We start from the raw sequence: 22,048 nt of genomic DNA on the forward strand, positions 1-22,048 counted from the left end.
GTCAGGGCCTTTCGAGAAGGTGGGGGGGTTAGTTGGTGAGGTCGAGGTCGGCGAGGAGGGTGCGGACGCGTTCTTCGATGGCGTCGCGGATCTCGCGGAGGCTGGCGGGATCTTGACCGGTGGGGTCGGGTAGGTCCCATTCCTCGCAGCGGCCGCCGGGGATGGTGGGGCAGGCGTCGCCGCAGCCCATGCTGATGACGATGTCGGCGGCGGCGACGATTTCCTCGGTCCAGGGTTTGGGGAACTCGCTGCCGATGTCGATGCCGACTTCGGCCATGGCCTCGACGATGCCGGGCTGGATGCGGTCGCCGGGGGCGGTGCCGCCGGACCAGCCGGTGGCACGGTCACCAGCGAAGTGGGTGAAGAACCCGAGGGCCATCTGTGAGCGTCCGGCGTTGTGCGTGCACAGGAACAGCACGGCCGGGGTTTCGGTGCCGGGGTGGCCTTCGATCTTGGCCAGGGCGCGTAGGCGTTGACGGGCGAAGCGTTCGGCCAGCAGTGGTATGTAGTTGACGACGGCGGCACGGGCGGCGAGTTCGTCGTAGGACGAGTGCAGGAAGCGGTCGATCACGACCGAGGTGAAGTTGTCGGCGAACTCGCGGTGCAGATGGTCGGCGGCTGCGGCCAGTGCGGTCACCTGGTCGATCGTTGTCGTGGTTCTCGCGGCGCGGGCGGGTGTGGTCATCGGGTGCTCCGAAGCTGGTGGGGGGTGGTGAGCTCGATACGGAGGTTGTGGACGCGGGTGGTGAGGTCGTCGCGGATCAGGCGCATGCGTTCGATGCCGTCGATGCCGCGTTCGGAGGGTTCGTCGGTGTCCCACACCAGCGTTCGCGGGCCGGGCGGTGGGTCGAGGCGGGCTTGGCGGCCGATGACCACGATCGCGTCCACGTTCGCGGCGAGGGCGGGGTCGATGCGTTTGGGGTGCTCGTCACCGATATCGATTCCGGCCTCGGTCAGGGTCTGTACCGACAGCGCGTTGAGGGTGTTGCCGGGCTGGGTTCCGGCCGAGTACACCTGTATCTCGTCTCCGGCGTGGTGGCGCATGAGTGCGGCGGCCATCTGTGATTTGCCGCTGTTCTTCACGCACACGAACAGTACCGACGGCGCTCTGGTCACCGAGTCGCCTCCGCCGGGGCACCGGTTGTGATGTGGGGGAAGCGGTTCCGCAGTGCCAAGGAGACGTAGACGAGTCCGACGAGGACGGGGACTTCGATGAGCGGTCCGACGACTCCGGCGAGTGCTTGGCCGGAGGTGGCGCCGTAGGTGGCGATCGCGACGGCGATGGCGAGTTCGAAGTTGTTACCTGCGGCGGTGAACGCGAGGGTGGTGGTGCGTTCGTAGCCGAGACCGGCCAGCCGGCCGTAGAGGTAGCCACCGCCCCACATGAGCGCGAAATACGCCAGCAGCGGGACCGCGATGCGCACGACGTCCCATGGCCGTGAGGTGATCTGGTGGCCCTGCAACGCGAACAGGATCACGATCGTGAACAGCAATCCGTAGAGCGCCCACGGGCCGATGCGTGGGATGAATTTGGATTCGTACCAGTCGCGGCCCTTGGTTTTTTCACCGAGTCGACGGGTGAGGAATCCGGCGACCAGCGGGATGCCGAGGAAGATCAGCACCGATTTCGCGATCTGCCACGGCGAGGTGTCGATCGTCGTCGTCTCCAGCCCCAGCCATCCGGGCAGGACCGAGAGGTAGAACCAGCCGAGCACGGCGAACATGACGACCTGGAAGACCGAGTTCAACGCGACGAGGACGGCGGCGGCTTCGCGGTCACCGCAGGCGAGGTCGTTCCAGATGATCACCATGGCAATGCATCGGGCGAGGCCGACGATGATCAGGCCGGTGCGGTACTCGGGCAGGTCCGGTAGCAGCAACCACGCGAAGGCGAACATGAGCGCGGGCCCGACAAGCCAGTTCAGCACGAGCGAGCCGACGAGCAGGCGGCGGTCGCCGGTGACTGTGTCGAGGCGGTCGTAGCGGACCTTGGCCAGCACCGGATACATCATGACCAGCAACCCGATCGCGATCGGCAGACTGATCCCATCGACCTCGACCGCGGACAGGCCGTCGCCGAGGCCGGGAATCAAGCGACCGAGCAACAGACCGGCGGCCATGGCGACGCCGATCCAGACCGGAAGGAACCGGTCCAGCGTCGACAGTTTCCCGACGACCGCAGGGTGGTCGGTGTGTTCGGTGGTTGTCATGCCGGGACCTCCGATCCGGAACAGCGGCCCAGTACCAGCGACAACCGGTCCAGGGCCTCGGGAACGGCGCGGTAATACACCCAGGACGCGCGGCGCTCGCTGGTGACCAGGCCGGCCTCCCGCAGCACCTTGAGGTGGTGGGAGATGGTCGGCTGGGTGACATCGAGCCCATCGGACACATCACACACACATGCCTCGCCACCGGCACGGGCTGCGATGGCCGAGAGCACTCGCAGCCGGACGGGGTCGGCGAGGGCTTTGAACATCACAGCGAACTCGGCCGCTTCCGTGCCGGTCAGCGTGCGGCCCACCGTGGGGGTGGGATCGCAGCCGACCGGCCCGGACGGCGCCCCCGACACCTCTGATTTAGACATACATCAATATTGACGTATGTCGAATCAGGAAGGCAAGCGAACAACCGGTGAACTCCCCCACCTCCGCCCCTTCGAACCCTGACTACAGGTGTTTGACGAGGCGTTTCGCGTCGGCGCCGACACCGCGTAGCGAGTTCGACGCGGGCGTGCGCTGCCATTCCAAGCCGAGATAGCCGAGCCCGGCATGAGTGGTCGACAGGCCCGCGCGGTGACGGGGCTGACCGGTCTCGGTGAGTGCTCCCAGTCCGGTCAGGTAGGGCAGGTGCGGGTGGTAGCCGGTGGCCAGGATGATCGCGTCGACCCGGTGACCGGTGCCGTCGGGCCAGACGGCGGTATCGCCGTCGAGGCTGGTGAACATGGGTTTGGCCTCGGGCCGGGCTGCTGCGAGGGCCGCGCGGTACCGGCCGGTGTCGAAGACCGGCTGGGTCGGCGGTGTGCGCAGGTAAGGCCCGATCGCCAGGGCGTCGAAGCCACTCACCCGGAACCAGAAATGCATGTCACGGCCGAGGGGACGTTGCTCGAGGAACTTCACCGGTGCCCGGCTGGCCAGGGTCACGCTCGCGGTGGCTGCCAGCTCGGTCGCGATCTGCACTGCGGAATTCCCGGCGCCGACCACGCTCACTCGCTGACCGGCGAAGTCTGCCGGTGATCGGTAGTCGCTGGCGTGCAACAGTTTTCCGGTGAAGCTGTCCTGGCCGGGCAGTTCCGGAAGTACCGGGTTGGCGAAGGAGCCGGTTGCCGCGATCAGCCGGGGCGCGGTGAACACCTCACCGGTGCCCGTGTGCGCGGCGAAGGTGCCGCTGTCGTGGGTGACGGTGTCGACGCGCTGGCCGGGGTGGATGTCGGCGGGTAGGGCGGCCGCGTAGCGGCGCAGGTAGTCGACGACTTCGTCGCGGTGGGGGTATCGGTCCGGGTCGCCGGGGAATCGTAGGCCGGGCAGGCTGCTGTAGCGGGTCGGGGAGAACAGGGTCAGGCTGTCGTAGTAGCGCGGCCAGGACCCGACAGTCTCCGGTCCGGCTTCCAGGAGTCCGACGGACAGGCCGCGGCGGGTCAGATGATGGGTGGCGGCCAGCCCGGACTGTCCGCCACCGACGACAAGAGCGTCGTATCGAGTTATCACAGAAGTTCTTTCACCTTCGATGATGCGCGACCGCGACAGTGGCGGCCGCGCCCGGTCGAACTCAGCAGCAGGACACGCCCGAAGCGGTCGCCTTCTCCTTGGCCGCGGGGGTGCAGCACGCCGCGGACTCATCAGTCAGGGACAGGGCGGTAGTGCTGCTGCCGGTGCCGCAGCATGCCTGTATGGCTTCGGCGTCGTCGGTTGCGAATTCCGGTGCGGTGCCGAAGTTCTCGGTATCGGCGAGAACGGTGTAGACCTCCCACTTCTCTGCGTTCGGGCCGGTGACCCACACCTTGTCCTGAGTGGCGAAACAACACGTGGTCGCGATCTGCTCCTCGGTGAACAACCCCGCCTCCGACAAACGGGCGATCTCGCCGTGGACCCGCTCGGAGGACTCGACCTCGACCCCGAGGTGGTTGATCGTGCCGCCCTGGCCGGTGTTCTCCAACAGGACCAGCTTCAACGGCGGCTCGGCGATCGCGAAGTTGGCGTAGCCGGGCTTGCGCTTGGCCGGTTCGGTATTGAACAGCGTCGAGTAGAACTGCACGGCCTGCTCGAGGTCGTTGACATTGAGGGCGAGTTGCACGCGGGACATGAGAACCTCCATAGTGAGACATATATCGAAGAAGTGGTCGAGACTGAGTCTGTCACCTTTTCGACATATGTCAATACCGCAGGTAGGATCGGTACCATGCCCAAGACGTTGCCCGTGATCGACATGTCCGCCCCGGTCTGCTGCGCCCCGGTCGCGGCCGGACCGGTCGACGACACCGCCGCCCTCGAGGTGGCTCTGCGTCTGAAGGCCCTCGCCGATCCCGTGCGAGTGAAACTCATGTCGCTACTGCTGGCCAGCCCCGACATCGGGGAGAACGGCGGCAACCTCGCCGCCGCGGTGGGACTGTCGGAATCGACCGTGAGTCATCACCTCAGCCAGCTCCGTAAGGCTGGCCTCGTCGATTCCGAGCGCATCGGCATGAACGTCGTCCACCACGCGAAACGTGAAGCGCTGGCGGCTCTGTGCGTGGTCCTCGACCCCAATTGCTGCCGCTGACACGGCAGTCCCTCTCCTGATCACCACCTCGGGACCAGGCCACACCCCAGGCAGGAGTGCAACAGCTTCAGCCGGCGAGAGAATCGGAGGTCTCAATCTGACCGCTACCGTGCCCGGTCGATTACACGGCTGGGCCCGATGTACAGACGGCAGCTGGGTCGGCCTGGTCGAGTTCGTTGCCCTGACCGGCAATGAGCACGGCCGATTACCGGTCGCCCAGCTCGTTCCGAGGCAGGCACTTCAGCCTGCGCAGAACACCGGCCACCGACCGTCTACATCGAGAACGACGCACCGATGACCTCCCGCGCCGTGGAACCTGTGCTCGCTGGGCCGTCAACGGGCCGATCGCGGCGAACCACACCAGCCCAGATTCGCCGCCAGGGCACGACCAACGGCCCGCACGTTCGCGAACAGGCCAATCACCTTTGCTACAAGGCTGCCCTTCGGCCTGCGCCTCGCGAACGATGAACCAGATCGTGTGACCAGCAGCTCTGCTCCGAGGAGTTCGGAGGTGCCGGGGCAGCAGAGCTACGGAAGGTAACGTGGCGATTGCCAGCGGGCCGGAGTTGCAGCGGTGCGGCGGGTAGCCCCGCAAGCGCGCCTCCGCAGCGCGACCCCGCCTCGTTGGTGTTCCGCCCTTGTTTGGAGACGAGCCCGGTGATGGCCAGAAAGAACAACGTGACCCGGCTACCGACTCGCCGCGGCACCGCCGCGCAGCGAGCGACCGAGCCGGTGCAGGCCGCGGTGCGCGACTACCTACAGGCCCGCACCCGGCTGAACGAGCACCTGGCACAAGTCGACGCCATCCTCGAGCACGGAGCCGCCGACCGCGTCGAGCAGCAAGCGGCAGCTCTCGGCGAGGTGCTGATCACCGTCCACGGCAGCCTGGTCCGCTTGGCGACCGCTGTCGACATCGGGCCCGGCACAGCGGATCCGGCGGAGTTGAGCACAGCGTTCGCCGAGACGACCTCGGCGCTCGTCGAGCGCGCCGAACCGCGCCCAGTGCCCGCCCCAGCGAGCGAGGCGACGGCGTTGTCCACCCTCGACGAGTTGACCGCGCTGGGGGCGGATTCGGTCGTCATCCAGTCTCCTGTCACCGCGTCCGGCCGTCCCCGGGCGTACCAGCGCGGCGACGACGGGCAATGGCACAGCCACACCATCGGTAGAGGCGGGATCTCCTCAGAGAACCTGTGGACCAGCGACGGCGACCTGGTCGTCGTCCTGCGCACCGAGCGACCGGTCACAGTCGGCGCGACTCCAGTTCAGCGCATCATCGCCGAGGCTGGCTTCCGGAAATGGCAGATACACGACGACCAGCCAGGGCGCCTCAGCCTCGCCCGCAGTGAGACCGTCGTCGACCTGCGCTACTCCACCGCCACCGGCACCGTCACCAAAGCCACCCGAACACACCCCGACGGACACGTCGAACAACCTGCCGCCGTCGGCAAACTCGGCACAGTGCTGCGCTGGCTCAAAGACGATTAGTAACGACACGCACAAGCCGAAACCCGTGCGCACACGACGGCCTCACGCGGAGGGATGCCGGCCGCCCGACGGCGCGACCTTCGCTCGAGCACCCGCGCTCGTACGGTGACCCACTGCCGGGTCGAGCGGCTCGCGGCTTCGTGTGCGTGGCGGGCCCGTTGTTCCGCCGGTGACCGCTTATTCTTCTGTGATCAGGTGGTTTCCCGTTCGGCCGAGAACTGGAGGTACCGCACGTGGCTGGAAAGTTCGAGCTGTACAAGGACAAGGCGGGCAAGGTGCGGTTCCGGCTCAAGGCCGGAAACGGCGAGACCATCGCAACCGGCGAGGCATACGAGTCGAAAGCCGCCGCGACCAAGGGCATCGAGTCGGTCAAGAAAAACGCCCCCACTGCCGACATCGTCGACCTCACCTAACCCGGCCATCGCCGGATCCCCGCACAACGCCACCGCCCCGGCCGCCGCGCCACCCACTCACGCCACGCCACCATCTCCGCGCCGTGCTCCGCCTGGAACCGGTGATCGTGACCGCGCGGTGGTTAGCTGCGACAGTTGTCGTCGGGTGCGGGCGCCGCGCCGAGAACGGCCCGTAATTCAGCAGCGTGCCGTGCCGACGCAGCACGCCCATCGACGCGCGGAAGGTGGCCGCCCCGCCACCGTCGAACACGGTGTGCACCCCCTCTCCACCGGTGAGGTCAGCGCCCGCTCCACGAAACCGCCCCCGGTGGAGACCACCACGTCGGCGGCTCCGATTCGCTGGGCGATGGCGGCTTTGGCTTGGGTGGAGACCAGCCCGATGACAGTCCCGCCGCGCGCCTTGATCAGCTGAACCAGTTTCTGCCCCAACCACCAGCGGGCCGCGTGCACCAACGCCACCTGCCGGGTTCGACCGGGGCGGCCTCGGTGGCGAAGTGATGCGCCGTGATCGCCTGCATCATCACGCTCGCGGCCACCCTCCTCGGAGATGCCGTCGGGCACGGGCACCGCGGTCGCGGCGGGCAACACCAGCGCCTCGGCGTCGGATCCGCCGGCGCCCCTCGGCGGCAGGCCAATGATCGGCTATTGTCCGGCCGCCGAGGGCCTGGGCTCAACGATCTGCCCGTGCAGGCGATAGTCCGGCCCGGCCTGGTGCGACGAGCGAGTGAACCTTTTCCATCACCTGCGCGCCGACCGGCGGACCCGGCCACCCGCGGCTGAGCACGCCCGACGACACCGGCGGGCGGGGCCTGATCCTGATCGACCAGCTCACCACCGCCTGGGACTACACCCGCCACCCCGGATACAAGACCGTCTGGGCCGAGATCAGCTTGAACCCAACCGAACAGACGTGACCACGGCCCGTGGTTCATGCAGCACTAGGTGAGACGCCAATGCCTTCGGCATCCGAGCCCATGTGAACCCGACATGCGAAGCGGGAACTGCCGGGCGCGCCAACCCGTCAGCGGGTGCGGCGTCTGGCCACGAGAAAGATCCGGACTACATGCCTCACGATCACACGGTGCTCCCCGCGCACGCGGGGTGATCCCTGCATGGTTCTCCAACGTCGATCCCTCGGCGCCGTGCTCCCCGCGCTCGGGGGGATGATCCCAATCGCCCTCGGGTTTCTCCCGTCGGCGCGGATTATCCCCGCGTGCGCGTGGGAGTGCCGCGAGACGCCGAACCGTGCGGTCATCGGCGGAGGATCATCCCCGCGTGCGCGGGGAGCACGCGGCAACCTCTCGCGCCATCGCGGTCACTCGCGGATCATCCCTGCGTGCGCGGGGAGCACCCCGGACCAGCTACACACGCTGGAAAATCATCAGGATTCATCCCCGCGTGCGCGGGGAGCACCCCATCTACCAGCGGGCCGTGGCGGACCTGGTGGGATCATCCCCGCGTGCGCGGGGAGCACGCATCCTCGGTCTTCACCCACTCGGAAAGCACCGGATCATCCCCGCGTGCGCGGGGAGCACCACGGGTGTACCGGCGGCCGGTTTCCTCTTCGAGGATCATCCCCGCGTGCGCTGGAAGCACGGATTGGTAGCGGGCGTAGAGGTCGGGGTGGTCGGATCGTCCCCGCGTGCGCGGGGAGCACCCGATCCCGCTGGTCGGTGACCTCGTCGTCGACGGATCATCCCCGCATGCGCGGGGAGCACCAATCGACCTCATGACGAAATCAGCGACAGGAAGGATCATCCCCGCATGCGCGGGGAGCACCCAGTCATCCCCGCTTGGGCAGGCTGGCCATCCGGATCATCCCCGCATGCGCGGGGAGCACGTTCATGGCGCGGACCTCTTGCGGGGCGATGGCGGATCATCCCCGCATGCGCGGGGAGCACACTTGCTGACCTGGCGCGTTACCGCGACACACCCGGGAATCGATTCAGTTTGCTCACGCGTTGAATCGTGTCCCGGCTGCATGCCGCGTGCTCTCGTTGTCGTACTGTAGCGAAGGGTTTGTCTACCGTTGCAGCCATCCGTTCCCGTTCATCTTCTCGAAGTAGGCGTCGTCGGCAGCCTGGATCTCGTCCTCGGTCAAAGCGCGGGGTTGCTGCGTTACCCGGTCGTGCTGGTTGAGCGTTGCTCGGATAGCAGTGAGGCCGGCCTGGACACGGTCGTCTGCGGTGAGGGGACGCACGGCGTGGGCGGATTTTCTGGCAGCATCCTTCTCTGCGGCAGCCGTGGCCTCGAGGATGAGTAGGCTGAGCTGGCTACCGAACCTTGTAGTGTTCGGCGGGAGTGTAAGGCCGCGGAGGTGTCCGGCGGAGTCGACGGTGGCGACGATCGTGCCGTTGGCGGCGGTACCGGTGCCGCGGATCTTCTTCAGATTCGCTTGGACGCGTGCGGCTTTCGCCTGAACTTCGGCGAGACCGGCGTCCACGTCGGGGTATTCACTCATTGATCACATCCGGGAATTCGGCAAAGATTTCGGGGGCCGCGGCGGCGGTCTGGTGCCGTCAGGATGTCGAGGACACTCTTGGCGGGGAACCGGCCGTACCGGTCGATGGTCGTGTTCCGGGTGGGGTCGGTGCCTCTCGCAGCACGCGGGTTGTTCATGCGGGGCTTCCCATGCTGGTGACCGCCGCCCAGTACGGCGCTGGGTGGCCTTTCTCGGTTGAGGCGTCGAGGGCGGCGCCGGCGTCGAGCAGTCGTGTGATGACTTTGGTTGCGCCTGCCTGGGCGGCGAATTGCAGCGGTGTCCAGCGGCTGTGGTCGGTGAGGGTGACGTTTTCGGTCGAGCCGTCTGTTGACGGCCGTCAGATCGCCGTCGCGGAGTGTGTAATGCAGTGCGGTGCGGGCCGTATTCGTCGCGTCCGGTCACGACGGTTCCTGGTCGAGGAGGTCGGCGAACTCGGCGCGGATCTCGGGTGCGGTGCCCGATTCGCTGATGAAGTACAGCGGGCTTTCGGGTGGGAAGTAGTCGTCCTTGATCGTCTTGCGGGTCGGGTCGGCGCCCCGGGCGCGTAGCACGCGGATCGTCTGGACCGGGTCACCACTGCGGGCGACGGCTGCCCAGTAGATCGCGGGCATACCCTTCTCGGTGACCGCGTCGATGTCTGCTCCGGCGTCGAGCAAGCGTTCCACCACCGGCGCGGCGGCCGAACGCGCGGCGAAGTGCAACGGCGTCCAGCCCTCGGCGTCAGCGAGGTTGACGTCTTCGGTGTTCAGTAGTCGTTCCACGGCGGCCAGGTCGCCGTCGACCGCGGCGTAATGCAGTGGTGAGCGGCCGAATTCGTCCAGTTCGCTCATTTTACTTCTGCTCCCGTCTGTGGCTGCGGTTACCGTACTGGTCCTCGATGTGGAAGTAGTCGGGGTGGCTGTTGACGTAGTCGTTGAATTCCTGCTGGTTCATGCCCTGGGTCTGCGCATCGGCCAGCAGACGCCGGTGCTCGAACCCGCCCAGGTGACCGTATTCCCAATTCGGATTGACCGGGTACCGGGCACGGTTCGCAGGGTCGAGGTAGTATTTCCCGTCGTCGGATTTCTCCAGCTGTGTCACCCACGGCTTGTCGTCGTAGGATTTGTTGATCGGGACCTTGACCGCAGGCTCCGACTCCACCTCATAGAACTCCTCCTGCTTCCCAGACGGGCCCCACTTCTTGGTCTTCGCTTCGATCGCATCCTTGGTCTGCTGCGTCAATTTCGGCCGCCGCAGATCCGCGAACGACGTGAACGGGCCCGGCGCCACCACCCCATCGGCACCCGCCAAGGCCGGGCGAGCCCGCAGCAGCGGAATCAGCGCCTCGGTGCCACGAGAAATGGCCTGCGACACCGCAATCGGCACCCGCGCCGCTTCCGTGAGGCCGATCAGGGCACGGATCATGGCCGCGATCCGGGCACCGTAGATCGAGATTGCTAAGGCCATGCCGCCTTGGGCCGCGGCGGCGGATCCGCCGCCGGTCATCGCCGCGCCGAGCCAGCCGAAGGCTTGGTCGACCACCACGATCGCGGCCAGCTCGATCAGCGCTTGCGTGATCTGGCCTTTGGTGTGGCTGACCGAATCCGCATAAGCGTCACAAGATTTCGCCAACTCGTCACACACCCCGGCCAAGGTGTCGAACTGAGCTTTGACAAGATCGGCCTGCTCGAGCGCCTGCTGGGTTTCCGGGGTTTGCTGCGATTCGATCAGCTGCCGCGCGCCGGGCAGGGCGATGGTGGACATGCGGAGCTTGGTGGCCATCAGCCGCCAGCCGCCCGCGACGTTCCGTAGTTTGCTCGGGTGGCCGTTCGGCCACAGTTCGCCCTGGACAGCGCCTTTCACCCAATCCCAGCCCGTCGGCTCGGGATCGCTGCCACCGAACGTCGGCGGCGGCTCCGGCGGATTGCACACCGTGAGCGAGCCCGGCGGGAACACCAGCGCGTTCGGATTGGCATCCGGCGCCGACTGCGCGTTCGCGTTGCTGTGATTGGCCGCCGTAGCCTGCAACAGATCATGCATCTGCCCGACCGCCAGCGCGAGGTCAGCGAGCGCGTCGACAGTGTCGTACGCAACCGGGTCGTAGTCACTCGACCACTTCAGCCCGGCGTTGTCCGAACCCGCCGACCCACCACAATCTGCCAGCACTGCGAACAGGTCGGTGATGGCCGGGACCAGGCTGTTGCGATGCACCTGCGCGTAGACCTCGGCGGCCTGGGTGAACCCGCCCGGGTCGACGACCAGGGGCGCAGTCATTTCGGCCACATACCGGTGTTGGTGTCCACCGCGGTCGTGTAATTGGTGTGGGCCTGTCGCGCGATCCGCCGCAGATCGTCGAGGTTCTCGCGCATCTCCGTGACGCCAGCCGTCCACTCGTCGTGGACCGTGCGCTGTTCGGCGGCAGCCTGGCTGTCCCACGACAGATGCAGATCCGCGATATGGGTATCGATCTCCCCCAGCCAGGTCTCGACATCCGTGCCGAAAGTCTGCATCGCCGTCACGGCCTCGTGCAGCAGATCCAGATCGACCCGGAACCGCTCCTTCCCGTCTGCCACCACGCCCCCTACGTATCCATGTTCAACCACATCTGACCGACCGCCGCCGTGTTCGACTGTTCCTGCGCCTCATACAGATTCGCGGCCTCGGCCAGTTTTGTCGCCGACTCGTCCAACGCGGCGATCACCGCCTCAGCGCCCTGCTTCCACTCCGTCCACGACCCGTCGTACTTCACCGCAGCCGTACCGTCCCAGCCCTCCGCCAGCAGACGCTTACCGATCGTGTCATCGAGTTGCCCCAACCGATCCCGCATCGCCTGCGCCTTATCAGCCACGAACCGCGCCGCCTCCCGCAACCGGACCGGATCGACACGAAGCAGATCAGACATCATCGACTCCCCTCGATCACACGGCACCCAGCCTGACCTTCGAACTATATGCCCAGACCGACCAACCGAAATCCGTTCCGTCGCGGCTCGAGCGTGGTCCGGGCTGTGGCGCGAGGACTCGGCAGGCCGCCGCCCCCGGGCGATGCGAGATCTTCGTTCAGCCACTCGCCGGGTCGGGATGTGAGCCCGGGTCTGCTCAGGTGAGGAGTGTCTGGAGTTCGCTCATCACGCGGGCCATCACCTCATGCCCCTGAACGGAGGTGGCGACCAGGGCGTTCGGTTGAGCTTTGCGGGGCACCCGGAACTCGCAAAACGTGGCTCCTCGACCGATCGAGCGGCTCAGCTCAACGTCGACGCGTGCGGGCTGCAGGTCGTACAGCTCCGGCCAGCGCAGGTACGCCGCAGCTGAGGGGTCGTGTAATGCCATGGGCTGGGGTGCGGTCGAGTCGATCATGCGCAGGTAGAACCCGACGTGGTCGGCGACCACGGCAGCGCGGTCGGTGCCGAGTGCCCGCAGCTGCTGCTCATGGTCGGGAGTGAGCAGGATCTGGCGGGTGAGGTTGAGGCCGAACATGCGCACCGCGACACCGGACCGTAGCAGCCCGTCGAGCGCTTCGGGATCGGCGTAGGCGTTGAACTCTGCGGCGGCAGTGTGGTTACCACTGGTCGCCGACCCTCCCATCATCACCACCGAGTCGATCGCTGCGGCCAGCTCCGGCCGCAACAGCAGCACGACAGCGATATTCGTCAATGGGCCGGTGGCTAAGATGGTGACCGACCCGGGCTGCGCCGCCCGTAGTGTCGCGGCCATGGCCGCGACCGCGTCCGTATCGGCCTCGGTGCCGCGGGCGGCCGGGAATCGGCGGCCGAGGGTGCCCATCGCGCCTGCGCCGAGGATCCGCTCGATCGTCTGTGGTTCCTGCGCAAGCGGTTTGGCCGCCCCGCGATACACCGGAGTATCCAGCCCGCAGAACTCGACCGCGGCGAGGGTGTTCGCGGTGGTGTTGTCGATATGGGTGTTGCCCACAACCGTCGAGATCCCCACCAGCTCGACGCCCGGCGCCCGCGCGAGCACCATCAACGCCACGACATCATCGAATCCGCTGTCGCAATCCATCCACACCCGATACATGACATCCCTTCCTTGGCACCGCATTCCAAGTAGGTCGGATCATCACGGGAAGCAACCGAAATATGCGACCGATTTACGGCTTGAGCACGACACCCAGGGTCAAGGGAGCCGGGCCGAGCCCGTGGATGGCCGAAGCCCTTCCCGCGCGGTCCCGTGGCGCAGGCTCGAAGGGTTCGCCGCTGAATGTCGCGTGGTGGTACAAGCAATCGCCCTGGGTTGTTTCGCAGGAGGGTTCGCATCCTGAAATGAGCTGCGTGCCTTGCGTTCTGCGGCACGACTGGTGTGGGCTGGGCGACAGTCCGCTGCAGTTCACCAGGTCTCGTTCACGGTGGCGGTGGTGCGCCGGTGGGGTCGTACTGGTCGAGGGCGTCCAGCCGGGGCTGGTCGGTGGCTCGTCGCGCGGCCTCGAACTTCTTCACGATGGTGTGCCATCGCTCGTATGCGGCTTGTTTCGAGCAGCCACAGGCCCAGCCGATTTGTTCCCATGTCGCGCCTGCGAGCCGGGCGTCGGCGACCGCGCCGCCGAGATCGGCGTTGGCGGCGCGGCGGATCCGAAGTTTGGTGAGTTCGCGATGTAGGCGGGGAGGTGTCTGGCCGGCGCCGGGCGGGGCGGCCGAGGCCGTGTCGCTGGTTTCTGCGAGGGTATTGATCAGATTTGCGGCCAGTTCGTCGCATTTGTCACCGATTGCCAAATTGAGTTCTGCCGCCGCCCCAGCAATCGCTTGATCGTCGGGCACGGGCAGCGGGCTGCCGGGAGCCGTTCCATGCCTGCGAGTCATGGCCTCATACTTCCTACACCAACGCATAATGTCAAGAAAATCTTTATCGCGAAAATTTGGCGTCCTTCCAGCGTGTCGGCTTGGCTGATCGCCGTTCCGGTGCTTCTACGTGATCCACGTCACCGGAAATGTGATGTTGATAACAGGCCAGATCGGGAACTTTGATCTTGTCCGGGCCGGCACGATGATGCCTCGGTGCGCGGGACCAGCGCTTTATACGGCGCACGGTAGGAATTTGACAGCAAATGATGTCAAGTATCGGCTTCGTTATCGTCTTGTGATTCAGTCGGTTTGCCCGACTACAGTTCTGTGCGAGCGTTGCTGTGGGGTTGATACCCGAAGCTCAGCCAGTGGTAACCCGATGTCGTGCTCCGCCCCCGTGCCGGGGGGCGGAGCACGGGTGTCGACAGCTGCCGCAACGCGCTTCGGAAACCGCTGAAACCACGGAGCTGTCAGTGTCAACGATATCGGGTGTCACCTGTTCGATCAATCGAACATCTGCGAGTTCACCTGCAAACACACTCGCGCGTCATCTCCTGCTCATCTCCCTTGCGCCCGGGGAGGTCCCGGGCGATGAGTAACGAAAACCGTACCGGCCCAGCGTTTCCCTGGGCGGCCCTCGGCTGGGCTGCTGCCGCGGTCGGGCTACCTGTGGCCGTCGCGGCGGCGGCGAAAGAGTTCGCCGTCGAGCATCCGCCGGTGGCGTTGCTGCTGCTGGCGGCGTATTGGTTCGTGCTGGCCGCGGCGCGTTTCACCGGAGGTGTGGCCTCCGATGTCGCCGATCGGTGGCGGCCGCGGCTGGTCGAGCGGGTCGACGGGGTCCTCATCGCGCGGCTGTCGCGCTACGGCCACGGCTACCGGCGGTGGCTGCTGAACCACCTGCGCAAGATCGACCTGCAGGGCCTGGTCACCACTCCCAACTCGGTGCCGGCGTTCGACCAGATCTACATCGACGTCAGCCTCGTCAACCGCCCCCGCCACCAGGTGAGCACCGACCCGCTGTCGGACCGGGTACCGGCGGCGAACGCAGAACGGCTCTCGATCTCCACGCTGCTCAAGTCGCCGGACGCGCGGGTACTCGCGGTGCTGGGCGCGCCGGGCAGCGGCAAGACCACGCTGCTGCGTCAAGCCGCGCGGCAGGCGTGCCGGCGCCGGTTCGGCCGCCGCCGGGTACCGATCCTGCTGTCGCTGCGCGAGCACGCCACCGCCATCGCCGAGGACCCGGCGTTGCGGCTGCCCGCCCGCGCGGTCCCGACCGGGCTGGATCGGCCACCCCCGGCGGGCTGGTTCGAGTCCCGGCTGCGCCGCGGCCGGTGCGTGGTGCTGCTCGACGGACTCGACGAGGTGGGCCAGCCCGCCCTGCGGGAGACGCTGGTGAAGTGGGTCGACGAGCAGATCGGCGCCTACCCGAAAAACCACTACGTGCTCACCTCCCGGCGCCACGGCTACCCCGCCGCCGCGATCAACAGCGCCGACGTGCTGCAGGTCCGCCAGCTCAGCGCCGAACAGATCGCCCAGTTCATCGACAACTGGTACGCCACCGTCGAACCCGACCGCGCCCACGCCACCCAGCAAGCCCGCCACCTGCGCGAGCAGATCAAAACCCATACCACGCTCGATGCCATGTCGGTCAACCCGCTGCTGCTGACCATGATCGTCAACGTCCACCGCGAACGCGGCGTGCTGCCCCGCAACCGCGTCGAGCTGTATCGCGAGATCTGCGAGGTCCTGCTGTGGCGTCGCCGCGCGGTCAAAGGCCTCACCTCGGCCGTCCAGGGCACCGACAAACTCGCCGTCCTGCAGATCCTGGCGCTGACGATGATGGCCGAACGCGTCCGCGACGTCTCCACCTCCCGCGCCGTCGCGATCATCCGGCCCGCCGTGCAGCGACTCGACGGCGTCATCGACCCCCTGGCCATGCTCACCGAACTCCGCAACGACGGCATCCTCGTCGAACCCGAAACCGGCGCGATCGGGTTCTGCCACAAAACCTTCCAGGAATACCTCGCCTCGGTCGAGATTCAGGCCCGCAACCAGGTCGACCTGCTCGTCGCCAACATCGACGACGACTGGTGGCGCGAAACCACCATCCTCTACACCGCCCAATACGACGCCGACATCATCATCCACGCCTGCCTGGCCTCCCAGACCCCCGCCGCCCTCGAGCTGGCCTTCGACTGCACCGAACAGGGCACCCGCATGGCACCGTCACTGCGCGCGCAGATGAGCGATCTGCTCGGTGAGGTCGGCAACGCCTGCACTACCCCCGTGCGGCGGCACCTGCTCACCCGCGTCGTCCTGCGGCGATTCCTGCGCCACACCGTCGAGGTCGGCACCGAACACCGCGGCACCCACCCCGTCCCCGCCGGCCTCTACCGGCTGTTCATGGCCGACGAAGCCGACCAAGGCCGCGACCGCACTCCCGACACCCCACTCCCCCCGCTCGACACCGCACCGGTCACCGGCGTGCGCTACGACGACGCCACCGCCTTCGTCGCCTGGGTCAACCACTACGAACCCGCCGCCAGCTACCGCCTCCCCCACGTCAGCGAAGCCGCCGACCTCGCCGCCCACGGCTCTCTCGCCGACTCCCCACCACCGATGTGGCTTTCCCCCACCCACCCACCGGCCGGTGGACCCGGCCGCCCGCCGCACATCCGCTGGACCCCCACCGGCACCGACCACCCCTATCGCATCAGCGCCGACATCGTCGGCCACTACCTCAGCCGCGACATCTACCTAGCCACGGCCTTGATCCTCGACCCCTACGACCCCTCGGCCGAACCCCTGCGCGGGCGCCGCGCCGCCGCCAGCCTCTACACCGCGACCTACTACCAAGACCTGCACACCGACCAAGGCCGCCTGCACAACGCGATGTTCGTCGGCCCTCTCGACCCCGCCCTCGCCCGAGCCCTCGTACTCGCCTACGCCCACGACCTCGGCCGCGCACTCGCACGCCTGCACGACTCCCTCGGCCGCCGCAGACCCACCCGCCTCACCGACGCCCTGCACGACCTCACCGACCACATGGGCATCCGGATCGAACCGGACCTCACCGCCGACACCCTCGACCTCACCAGCGCCGCCGAGATCGGTGACTGGTTCGCCGACTTCCACCCCCACCCCGGCCACCACCTCCGCGACCTGCTCATCCTCGCCGGCCAACGCGACAAACCCCTCACCCACGCCACCACCTCACTGCGGCGACTCGCCGGACAGCCCAACCCACCCCTCCACCAACGCACCGTCACCGCCCTTACCCAAACCCCCGGCGACATGACACGCGACCTCACCTTCACCCATGCACCCCTGCCCTGGATACGCGACCTCGGCGACCAACTCGCCGCCTTCGTCACCGCCGCCCTCGAACGCAGAACCGACATGCCACCCGCCGTCGCGACCCTGTTCCGGCTCACCGCCCTGAGCCTGGCCCTCGAATCCGACCACCACCACGGCCCCCGCCACATCCGCACCGCCTGCCAGACCATCGTCAACGCCACCACCATCCTCGAACGCCGACTCCACGGCCCCATACCACCCAACGAAATCATCGTCCTCACACGCGAATAACCACGACACCAACCGAGCAGATCGACTCCAACCGTCCGACACGGCCCCCACGCGCACGCCAGACCAACCCGCAACGACGCGTCAGACTTTCCCCAACCAACGCACACACGCACGGGCTCTGCACCAAGCAGTACTCCCCAGCCGACAGAAGCACCCCGGTCCCGAACAACCAAAACCGCTGACGTTCTGAACCATTTCCACGCGCGAGGAGCACCACGGTGGTGGTGGTCTTGCCCACCCCACCGGGTCATCCCCGCGTGCGCGGGGAGCACAAGCCGTCGAGCTGGCGCATTTCGATGCCGAACGGATCATCCCCGCGTGCGCGGGGAGCACGCGCGCGGCGACATCGAAGCACACCGACAGCAGGGATCATCCCCGCGTGCGCGGGGAGCACATCGATCGCAGCTTGGGCACGCGACGGCCGTACGGATCATCCCCGCGTGCGCGGGGAGCACGGCCAGCTTCCGTCTTCGTTGCGGTACAGGTGCGGATCATCCCCGCGTGCGCGGGGAGCACGCCGGTGTGCAGGTAGCGCTTCGCCAGGGTGCCGGATCATCCCCGCGTGCGCGGGGAGCACTGGTGCAGGTCAGGCTACAGCGCGTTCATGGCCGGATCATCCCCGCGTGCGCGGGGAGCACACTTGTTGACCAGGCGCTTTGTGGTGACCACGAGCGAATTTCATTCGGTTTGTTTTGGTTTGAATTTCCGTCGTGTTGCGCGTCTGCGCCACACTGTTTCGTCGGACAGTTGTGGTGCGCCGCTGTTGCGTGTGTCTTGTGTGGTCCGAGTCCTTCGTGCGGGTGTGTAGTCGGGGACGGTTTGTCGTTGCATGAGGGTGAGGCCGTCGTAGTCGATGGGGGTCCAGTCGTGGCCGTGGACTTTGAATTCAAGTCGTTGTTCGTTGTGTGCGGTGTAGACCATGATGGCGCGGCCGTCGGCGACGTATTCGATGATGCGGTCCCAGGTGAGGTGCCGGATTCTGGTGGATATGTGACCGATGAATACGCCGGGGCTGATTTCCAGGAGCCATCGGGTGAGGTGGCCGCGCAGTCCCGGTGGGACTGCGGTGAGGACGATGACTGTCAAAATTCGTCTCCGTAGCCGGCTCCGCCGGGGACGGTGTTGTTGTGTTCGTCCCAGAGTGTGATGACGTCGAATTCGAGGCTGTCGATTTCCGGGTCGTCGTCGTCGCCAGCGCGGAGGAGGTGCTGGATATCGGCGGCGCAGCGGGTGAGGAGTTTGCCGTTGTAGATGGTGTCGCGGAGTCGGCGGCGTGTGGTGGCGGCGATGTCGTCTGGTTCGTCGGCGGCGATGTCGAAGGCGAGGGGGATGGTGATGTCTGCTTTGTAGAGGTCGGCGATGTCGTAGACGAAGGACCGGTGGTGGCCGGTGTGGACGAATCCGAGCGCGGGTGAGCAGCCCAGGGCGACGATGACGGAGTGGACGACTCCGTACAGTGCGGAGTTGGCGGCGGAGAGGGCTTGGTTGATGGGGTCGCCGCTGTCCCAGTCGTCGAGGTCGTAGCGGCGGTGTTTCCATTCCACGCCGGTGCGGGCGGAGTGGTGTCGGTAGACGTGGCGGACGCGGGCGCCTTCTCGGCCGCGTAGTTGTTGCATGGTCAGTTCGGAGACGTCGTCGTCGGGGAAGCGCATGGCGTACATGGCGCGGGCGACGCTCAGGCGGACGCGGGTGTTGGTGATGCAGTGGGCTTGTCGTTCGAGCAGCCGCGCGGAGCGTGCGGTGGTGGTGCCGTGGGCGTAGTAGCGGACGCCGCGTTCGCCGACCCAGACGACGGTGGAGCCGCTGTCGGATATCAACGCGATGGCTTGGTGGGTGATGGTGGTGCCAGGGCCCAGTAGCAGCACGCCGACGGACGCGGCGGGGATGTGGACGGTGCCGCGTTCGTCGGTGGCGGTGATGGCGTTGAAGTCGCGGTTGACCACGCATCGGTCCAGGTAGAGGAACGAGACGCGGTCGGAGATGCGGACGAGTTCTTGCGCGCGGGTGGGGCGCCGCCCGATCGTGCTCATGGCTGGTGCGCGGGCCGGGGCGGGGCGAGGGTGAGCAGTCCGCAACCGTAGGATTTCGCGCGTCCGAGGCCGTGGGTGAGGGTGTGGCGCAACAGGTCCGGGTCGGTGACCTGGAGGATGCCTTCGTAGGTGGCGGTGGCGACGGTGACCTGGTTCTCGCCGCGGCGGAAGCGGTGGGTGCGGCGTTCGGCCAGGGTGAGCTGGTATTCGCCGGGGGCGCTGGAGTGCGGGAGGATGGTGAATCCCGCGCGGGCGGCGCGGGCGAGGAGCCAGTGCTGCTGCTGGTCGGCGGTGACGTGGCCGACGGGTTTGGTGTCTGGCCAGTCGCGCAAGCGCACGGAGTGTACGGGGTTGGCGGTGAGCCGGAACTGCCAGCGTTGACCCGGGGTGAGGGTGTCGAGGAGGGTGTCGTAGTTGCGGGTGTCCCAGGTGTGGGTGGTGGGCCAGCCGGCTTGTTCGACGAGGTGGGTGTAGTCGGGTTTGCCGGGGCTGGCGGTGTAGAGCAGGACGCGGTGCGTCGAGTAGGTGTCCAGCCGCCACAGCACGCGCCCGTGGTCGGTGGGTCCGGGGTCGGCGAATCCGCTCATGACCGCGGCGTGCATGGCTTGCGGGGAGGACAGCAGGGGGCGGGCGCCGCGGCGGCGGGGGTTGAGCGCCATTCTGGTGAGGAACACCGGTCATGCCTCCAGGATGGTCATCGGGTCGTGCTCGTCGACCGGTTCGGTGGTGCCGTGCGGGTTGTCGATGCGCACGGTCGCGCGTACGACTTGGCGCCAGGCGTACTCGCGCCGGTCCGGGTCGTAGCTGACCGGGTTGTCGCGCAGCATCTCCGTGCCGGTGTCGCCGGGCCGGGCGTCGCGGACGGTCGCCAGCTCCACCTGGGTGGCGCGGGTGCGTTTCTGGGTGCGTTCGCTGACCAGCCAGGGGTGGGTGGCGAGTCGGGTGTCGAGGGTGTCGTCGAAGACGCCGCAGGCGACCGGCCCGGCGGGCGGGCAGGCGCGCCGCCCGAGATAGAGGGGGAAGTGGGGGTGGCGCAGGGCGTGGTCGATGCCGTCGAGCAGGGCGCGCTCGCCTTCGACGGCGGCGAGGTAGACGGCGTCGGCGAGGTAGTAGCGGTAGGACAGTGGCAGCGACTGCCAGCGGGTGCTGCCGTCGCGTTCGGTGCGGGGGCGTTGCGCGGTCTGGAAGTCGCGTACCAGGCGGCCGGGCTGGTCGATCCGCACCCCGAACCTCAGGTCGAGCAGGTCCTCGAGCGGGTCGCTGCGACGGCGGCCCTGGGCGGCGGCGATCAGTCCGAGGACACCGCTTTTGGTGGGGGCGTCTTCGGTGTCGCGGCGGACGAAGCGGCTGCGTGAGCCCCACGATTGCAGGGGCCCGGCCAGCCGCAGTGCGAGGACGCTCACGACGGGTCTGCCAGCCGCTGGGCGGCCAGTTCACCGACCCCGGCGACCAGCTCGGCGAAGGGGACGTTGCGGCCCAGGTCGTCGAGGCTGGCGGTGTCGGTGCCGAGGCGGGTCACCCACGCCGCGACGGGGGTTTCGGTGTAGGCGCGTTCGACTTCGCGGGCCTCGTCGCGCAAGGCGTCGGCGGCACGTTTGACCCGGCCGGTGTGGTCGGATTCCCGGACCGGGTGCTCGAACGCGCCGACGAGATTGATCGGCTGGGAGTCACGGGCCAGCACGACGACGGCTTCGGGCAGGGTGCGGTTGGCGAAGGTGTTCTGTTTACCGGTGGGCATCGACCGCACGAAGCAGTCGACGAACGCCTCGACCGCACGCCGCGCGGCGACCGGGTCGCCGAGGTTGTCGGCGAGCCGGTCGGCATCGACGGTCGCGTACCGGTACAGGGTGGCGGAGTTGAACTCGACCGTCCCGATCATGCCCGCCCCCTTCTCGTGGTCATCGAGGAAATCGTCGACCGCGGTGAAGTAGTCGAACTCGGTCTCGGCCGGGTGCACGCTGATCGCGTGCGCCACCTGGACCGCGGCGTCGACGTTCAGGTCGGCCTGATCGGCGACCATCCGCCCGAACAGCGCGACATCCACCGAATGCGCTTGATCGGCAAGGTCTTTCACCTTCGCGTGTTTCAACGCCTGCGCGGTGTCTTCGGCTCCGGCGGCGTCGATCGCGGCCTGCGCGAGGGCCTCCACCTGGCGCCGCGACAGGAATACCAGATAGCCCGCTTCCGCGGTGGCGTCCTTCTTCGGCGGCTTCACCGTGATCCCGACGGCTTTGATCGTCTCGCTCGCCAGCTCGGTAGCTCGTTCCGTCAGTTCTGGTGCCCGGCTGGTGATTTCGCATGCGATAAGTTCGACGACGCGTCGGGTCCGCACGCCGAGTTCGGTGCGGTCGAGGCGGTCGTCGAACGCAACGCGGGTGGCGCGTTTCCAGGCTTGGCTCGACACCCGGGCACGGCGGACCCCGCCGTAGACCGCGGTCTTCGGGCTGCCGGTGTCGTCGCGGTTGAGATTGCTCGGCGGCACGGTGTGCAGGATGTGAATGTCGAAAATGGTGCGGCCCAT

Annotated in this window: 23 protein-coding genes and 2 CRISPR repeat arrays; of the genes, 4 read left to right on the forward strand and 19 right to left on the reverse strand. The window is 67.3% G+C overall.

Going from position 1 to position 22,048, the window contains the following annotated elements; translation table 11 throughout:
- Positions 1-28: 28 nt before the first annotated feature.
- The 6 genes from NWFMUON74_RS19665 to NWFMUON74_RS19690 form a co-directional block, all read right to left on the reverse strand.
- Positions 29-685 carry an arsenate reductase ArsC gene (locus tag NWFMUON74_RS19665; protein ID WP_187683325.1) on the reverse strand — a complete coding sequence of 219 codons (657 nt, stop codon included), beginning with the start codon at positions 683-685 and terminating at the stop codon, positions 29-31.
- Positions 682-1,116: an arsenate-mycothiol transferase ArsC gene (locus NWFMUON74_RS19670; RefSeq protein WP_187683326.1), complete on the reverse strand. Its 435-nt coding sequence runs from the start codon at positions 1,114-1,116 to the stop codon at positions 682-684. The genes NWFMUON74_RS19665 and NWFMUON74_RS19670 overlap by 4 nt, the downstream gene beginning before the upstream one ends.
- Entirely contained in the window at positions 1,113-2,210 is a 1,098-nt protein-coding gene (gene arsB, locus NWFMUON74_RS19675) for an ACR3 family arsenite efflux transporter (RefSeq protein WP_187683327.1), read from the reverse strand. The genes NWFMUON74_RS19670 and arsB overlap by 4 nt, the downstream gene beginning before the upstream one ends.
- Positions 2,207-2,584, reverse strand: coding sequence for an ArsR/SmtB family transcription factor (locus tag NWFMUON74_RS19680; RefSeq protein WP_187683328.1), 378 nt, complete (start codon positions 2,582-2,584; stop codon positions 2,207-2,209). Before NWFMUON74_RS19680 ends, arsB begins: the two co-directional genes overlap by 4 nt.
- Before the next feature lie 82 nt (positions 2,585-2,666).
- Positions 2,667-3,704: a flavin-containing monooxygenase gene (locus NWFMUON74_RS19685; RefSeq protein ID WP_232110458.1), complete on the reverse strand. Its 1,038-nt coding sequence runs from the start codon at positions 3,702-3,704 to the stop codon at positions 2,667-2,669.
- 61 nt (positions 3,705-3,765) lie between these two features.
- Entirely contained in the window at positions 3,766-4,299 is a 534-nt protein-coding gene (locus tag NWFMUON74_RS19690; RefSeq protein ID WP_187683329.1) for an ArsI/CadI family heavy metal resistance metalloenzyme, read from the reverse strand.
- Between the two features lie 96 nt (positions 4,300-4,395).
- Here NWFMUON74_RS19690 and NWFMUON74_RS19695 point away from each other — a divergent pair, with 96 nt between their 5' ends.
- The 3 genes from NWFMUON74_RS19695 (at position 4,396) to NWFMUON74_RS19705 (ending at position 6,653) form a co-directional block, all read left to right on the forward strand.
- Positions 4,396-4,755 (forward strand): Rv2640c family ArsR-like transcriptional regulator, encoded by a 360-nt coding sequence (locus tag NWFMUON74_RS19695; RefSeq protein ID WP_187683330.1) that lies wholly within the window; start codon positions 4,396-4,398, stop codon positions 4,753-4,755.
- 660 nt (positions 4,756-5,415) lie between these two features.
- Positions 5,416-6,240 carry a hypothetical protein gene (locus NWFMUON74_RS19700; RefSeq protein WP_187683331.1) on the forward strand — a complete coding sequence of 275 codons (825 nt, stop codon included), beginning with the start codon at positions 5,416-5,418 and terminating at the stop codon, positions 6,238-6,240.
- Between the two features lie 233 nt (positions 6,241-6,473).
- Complete coding sequence (locus tag NWFMUON74_RS19705; protein WP_187683332.1) at positions 6,474-6,653, forward strand: YegP family protein; 180 nt, start codon at positions 6,474-6,476, stop codon at positions 6,651-6,653.
- 177 nt (positions 6,654-6,830) lie between these two features.
- Here NWFMUON74_RS19705 and NWFMUON74_RS19710 read toward each other — a convergent pair whose 3' ends face one another.
- The 8 genes from NWFMUON74_RS19710 to NWFMUON74_RS19740 all read right to left on the reverse strand — a co-directional run bounded on the left by NWFMUON74_RS19710 (position 6,831) and on the right by NWFMUON74_RS19740 (position 13,927).
- Positions 6,831-7,112 (reverse strand): hypothetical protein, encoded by a 282-nt coding sequence (locus tag NWFMUON74_RS19710; RefSeq protein WP_187683333.1) that lies wholly within the window; start codon positions 7,110-7,112, stop codon positions 6,831-6,833.
- A gap of 803 nt (positions 7,113-7,915) precedes the next feature.
- Positions 7,916-8,554: direct repeats of the CRISPR family, unit length 28 nt; unit sequence GGATCATCCCCGCGTGCGCGGGGAGCAC.
- A gap of 122 nt (positions 8,555-8,676) precedes the next feature.
- Entirely contained in the window at positions 8,677-9,114 is a 438-nt protein-coding gene (locus tag NWFMUON74_RS19715) for a YbaB/EbfC family nucleoid-associated protein (RefSeq protein WP_187683334.1), read from the reverse strand.
- 419 nt (positions 9,115-9,533) lie between these two features.
- On the reverse strand, positions 9,534-9,965 hold the full coding sequence (locus tag NWFMUON74_RS19720) for an ankyrin repeat domain-containing protein (protein WP_187683335.1): 432 nt from the start codon (positions 9,963-9,965) through the stop codon (positions 9,534-9,536).
- A gap of 1 nt (position 9,966) precedes the next feature.
- On the reverse strand, positions 9,967-11,388 hold the full coding sequence (locus NWFMUON74_RS36755; protein WP_342452784.1) for a WXG100-like domain-containing protein: 1,422 nt from the start codon (positions 11,386-11,388) through the stop codon (positions 9,967-9,969).
- A complete protein-coding gene (locus NWFMUON74_RS19725; protein ID WP_232110459.1) occupies positions 11,385-11,687 on the reverse strand; it encodes a WXG100 family type VII secretion target in 303 nt (100 codons plus the stop codon). Before NWFMUON74_RS19725 ends, NWFMUON74_RS36755 begins: the two co-directional genes overlap by 4 nt.
- An 8-nt stretch (positions 11,688-11,695) precedes the next feature.
- Positions 11,696-12,019, reverse strand: a complete 324-nt coding sequence (locus tag NWFMUON74_RS19730) for a WXG100 family type VII secretion target (protein ID WP_232110460.1) — start codon at positions 12,017-12,019, stop codon at positions 11,696-11,698.
- Between the two features lie 193 nt (positions 12,020-12,212).
- The gene (locus tag NWFMUON74_RS19735; RefSeq protein ID WP_187683337.1) at positions 12,213-13,148 is read right to left on the reverse strand and encodes a nucleoside hydrolase; all 936 of its coding nucleotides are present in this window, start codon (positions 13,146-13,148) and stop codon (positions 12,213-12,215) included.
- Between the two features lie 323 nt (positions 13,149-13,471).
- On the reverse strand, positions 13,472-13,927 hold the full coding sequence (locus NWFMUON74_RS19740) for a hypothetical protein (protein WP_187683338.1): 456 nt from the start codon (positions 13,925-13,927) through the stop codon (positions 13,472-13,474).
- Between the two features lie 573 nt (positions 13,928-14,500).
- Here NWFMUON74_RS19740 and NWFMUON74_RS19745 point away from each other — a divergent pair.
- Entirely contained in the window at positions 14,501-17,497 is a 2,997-nt protein-coding gene (locus NWFMUON74_RS19745) for an NACHT domain-containing protein (protein ID WP_187683339.1), read from the forward strand.
- A gap of 244 nt (positions 17,498-17,741) precedes the next feature.
- A CRISPR array of direct repeats spans positions 17,742-18,135; the repeat unit is 28 nt; unit sequence GGATCATCCCCGCGTGCGCGGGGAGCAC.
- A gap of 40 nt (positions 18,136-18,175) precedes the next feature.
- Here the strand turns inward: NWFMUON74_RS19745 and cas2e are convergent.
- From cas2e to cas7e, 5 genes are read right to left on the reverse strand one after another with little or no spacing between them, the layout of a single operon-like run.
- Positions 18,176-18,583: a type I-E CRISPR-associated endoribonuclease Cas2e gene (gene cas2e, locus NWFMUON74_RS19750; RefSeq protein WP_187683340.1), complete on the reverse strand. Its 408-nt coding sequence runs from the start codon at positions 18,581-18,583 to the stop codon at positions 18,176-18,178.
- Positions 18,580-19,527: a type I-E CRISPR-associated endonuclease Cas1e gene (gene cas1e, locus NWFMUON74_RS19755; protein ID WP_187683341.1), complete on the reverse strand. Its 948-nt coding sequence runs from the start codon at positions 19,525-19,527 to the stop codon at positions 18,580-18,582. Before cas1e ends, cas2e begins: the two co-directional genes overlap by 4 nt.
- Positions 19,524-20,201 (reverse strand): type I-E CRISPR-associated protein Cas6/Cse3/CasE, encoded by a 678-nt coding sequence (cas6e, locus tag NWFMUON74_RS19760; RefSeq protein WP_187683342.1) that lies wholly within the window; start codon positions 20,199-20,201, stop codon positions 19,524-19,526. The genes cas1e and cas6e overlap by 4 nt, the downstream gene beginning before the upstream one ends.
- Before the next feature lie 3 nt (positions 20,202-20,204).
- Positions 20,205-20,930 (reverse strand): type I-E CRISPR-associated protein Cas5/CasD, encoded by a 726-nt coding sequence (gene cas5e / locus NWFMUON74_RS19765; protein WP_187683343.1) that lies wholly within the window; start codon positions 20,928-20,930, stop codon positions 20,205-20,207.
- Positions 20,927-22,048 (reverse strand): type I-E CRISPR-associated protein Cas7/Cse4/CasC, encoded by a 1,122-nt coding sequence (gene cas7e, locus NWFMUON74_RS19770; protein WP_187683344.1) that lies wholly within the window; start codon positions 22,046-22,048, stop codon positions 20,927-20,929. Before cas7e ends, cas5e begins: the two co-directional genes overlap by 4 nt.

Source organism: Nocardia wallacei, assembly GCF_014466955.1.
GTDB classification, from domain to species: Bacteria; Actinomycetota; Actinomycetes; order Mycobacteriales; family Mycobacteriaceae; genus Nocardia; species Nocardia wallacei.